This window comes from Streptomyces sp. H27-H1, from assembly GCF_026627445.1.
Lineage (GTDB): Bacteria > Actinomycetota > Actinomycetes > Streptomycetales > Streptomycetaceae > Streptomyces.
This window is the reverse complement of sequence record NZ_JAPNLJ010000114.1, coordinates 1-2776: the sequence shown is the minus strand read 5'-3', so window position 1 is coordinate 2776 and position 2776 is coordinate 1. Positions and strand designations below refer to the sequence as shown.

Genomic DNA, 2776 nt, shown 5'->3' with positions numbered 1-2776 from the left:
GCTGGAGGCCCACCCTCTTTCCCAGCTCCTGATGTCGCTGCCCGGCGTGGGCATCAGGACAGGCGCGACCCTGCTGGTCACCATCGGCGACGGCACCACCTTCGCCACCGCCGGGCACCTCGCCTCCTACGCCGGCCTCGCCCCCGTCACCCGCTCCTCCGGCAGCTCCATCCGCGGCGAACACGCACCCCACCGCGGAAACCGCCAGCTGAAGCGCGCCATGTTCCTCTCCGCGTTCGCCGCCCTCCACGACAACGCCTCCCGCGCCTACTACGACAAGCAACGGGCCACCGGCAAAACCCACACCCAGGCCCTCCTCCGCCTCGCCCGCCAGCGCATCAACGTCATCCACGCCATGCTCCGCAACGGCACCTTCTACGAACCCCGCGAACCGAAGAACATCGAACTCGCCGCATGAACCCGACACGGATGAACTACCTCAAACCAGGCGGCTCGGGGGTTGACGAAAGACATAGGGGCACCCCCCGTTACCTTCTTCGTGGCTCCGAAATGGGGCCTCCGGCCTTCGGGTCCGGCATGACTTCCCCCCCCTTGTTGCGGTTGATGATCCGGGGGGTGGTGTCACCGGGCCCGGAGGCATCGACGGACCGCTGATGAGGGGCTTGAGCACCGGCTTCACCCGAGCCGGAAGAGCTCTCCGTAACGTGGGTGTGGCAGCTCGGTGCCCTGGCAAGGCCGGACGAAAAGCGTGATGGAGGGGCCTGCACGTGATCGACACCAGCGACATCGACGTCTTCCTCGGCCTGGACGTCGGCAAGGGCGAACACCACGCCACCGCCGTCACACCAACCGGGAAGAAAGCCTTCGACAAGCGCCTGCCCAACACCGAACCCAAGCTCCGCGAACTCTTCGCGAAACTCCAGGCCAAGCACGGAACCGTGCTGGTCGTGGTCGACCAGCCGGCCTCGATCGGAGCCTTACCACTGGCGGTGGCGAGGGACATGGGCTGCCCGGTCGCCTACCTGCCTGGACTGACGATGCGGCGGATCGCCGACCTCTACCCAGGCGAGGCGAAGACCGACGCGAAGGACGCGTTCATCATCGCGGACGCATCCCGCGCGATGCCGCACACGCTGCGGGCGATCGACGGCGAGGACGAGACGATCGCCGAGCTGGAGATGATCGCCGGGTTCGACGACGACCTGGCAGGCGAAGCCACCCGGGTCGCGAACCGGCTGCACGGCCTGCTGACTCAGATCCATCCGTCGCTGGAGCGAGTGCGGGGGCCGCGGTTGCAACACCCGGCAGTTCTCACTCTGCTGGAGCGGTTCGGGTCACCGGCCCAGATCCGCAAGGCCGGACGGCGCCGCCTGGTCACCCTGTTACGGCCCAAGGCCCCGAGGATGGCCGAGCGGCTGGTCGAGGACATCTTCACCGCTCTGGACGAGCAGACCGTCAATGTCCCGGGCACCGAGGCGGCCGCGCTGATCGTCCCGAGCCTGGCCGGATCCCTGGCCGCCGTCCTTGACCAGCGGAAACTACTGGCCGGGCGGATCGAGGAACTGCTGGAGGCCCACCCTCTTTCGAAGGTCCTGATCTCGATGCCAGGAGTCGGAGTCAGGACCGGAGCTCGCATCCTGATCGAGGTCGGCGACGGCAGCACCTTCCCCACCGCCGGCCACCTCGCCGCCTACGCCGGCCTCGCCCCCGCGACCCGCAGTTCGGGGTCCTCGATCCGCGGCGAACAGCCCTCCCGGAGAGGAAACAAGCAGCTCAAACGGGCCTTCTTCCTCTCCGCGTTCGCCTCCCTGGCCGACCCGGCATCCCGGGCCTACTACGACAAGAAAATCGCGCAGGGCAAACACCACACCCAGGCCCTGCTCTGCCTCGCCAGACGACGGGCCGACGTCCTCTTCGCGATGCTCCGCGACGGAACCTTCTACGAATCCCGGCAGACGGCCGCGGTCACATGACCAGCGGCTCAGCCAGCAGGACGACCCGATCGGCCTCGACATCGAAGCCGAGCACGGGATGCCCGTAGTCGCCCTCCGGATCCATCAGGACCGGCTTGCCCAAGCGTCGCCCGATCTCCCGGAGGAAGCCGCAGAACACATCGAGTCGTTCCTGGCCCTGCAACTCCCGCAGGTCAACGTCGAAGTCGATGACCTCGTCGTCCAGAAAACGGAAGATCGCCAGCACGTCGGCAGCCGGCCAGACCCGCAGGTTCGGGCACTCAGCGTCCGCCGGGCGGGACAGCACGCTCTCCGCCCGGGGCACCGGCAGCACCGTTTCGCCTTCGGAGTACTGGCACTTCCAGCCCCTCACCTCGACAAGATCGAGGACCGCCTGCCAGTCCTCCACCGAACAATCCGGGACACGCACGTCCGGCAACGACCCCATCAGATCCGGGTCGAAGAAACAGCTCACGTCATCCCACAGAAGATCAGCCACACCGCCATGCTGCCCGGCTCCCCGACCAAACACAGCCCCGTTTCCCTTGACCAAAGAGATAGGGGCCCCCCCGCGCCGCGCGATCTGCTCACGCCGAGCTCCTCGCAGACTTGGGCGAACTCCTTCGACACGTACTGGGCGAGTTCAACCAGTCGTTGCAACACCGGGCTGTTGCAGCGAGCGTAGCTGCTCTTCGAAGACCTCGGCCGGTGTCCGCCAGCCGAGGACTTTGCGGGGCCGGTTGTTGATCGTCATGGCGACGGCTTCGAGGTCCTCGGCGGACCACCGGGAGAGATCAGTGCCCTTCGGGAAGTACTGACGCAGTAGCCCGTTCGTGTTCTCGTTTGTGGGTCGTTGCCAGGGC

The 2776-nt window shown here is 67.1% G+C and carries 4 protein-coding genes; 2 read left to right on the top strand and 2 right to left on the bottom strand.

Annotated features, from left to right (window positions below; translation table 11 throughout):
- Together OTB20_RS41805 and OTB20_RS41800 are read left to right on the top strand one after the other, a co-directional pair.
- Positions 1–418 (top strand): transposase (locus tag OTB20_RS41805; protein ID WP_267825133.1); only part of this gene is annotated, 418 nt, incomplete at its 5' end.
- 310 nt (positions 419–728) lie between these two features.
- Entirely contained in the window at positions 729–1934 is a 1206-nt protein-coding gene (locus OTB20_RS41800; protein WP_267825132.1) for an IS110 family transposase, read from the top strand.
- Here the strand turns inward: OTB20_RS41800 and OTB20_RS41795 are convergent.
- On the bottom strand, positions 1927–2412 hold the full coding sequence (locus OTB20_RS41795; RefSeq protein WP_267825131.1) for a hypothetical protein: 486 nt from the start codon (positions 2410–2412) through the stop codon (positions 1927–1929). The two genes, OTB20_RS41800 and OTB20_RS41795, sit on opposite strands and share 8 nt — an antisense overlap.
- Before the next feature lie 144 nt (positions 2413–2556).
- On the bottom strand, positions 2557–2776 hold a 220-nt coding region (locus tag OTB20_RS41790), incomplete at its 5' end, for a transposase (RefSeq protein ID WP_420716618.1).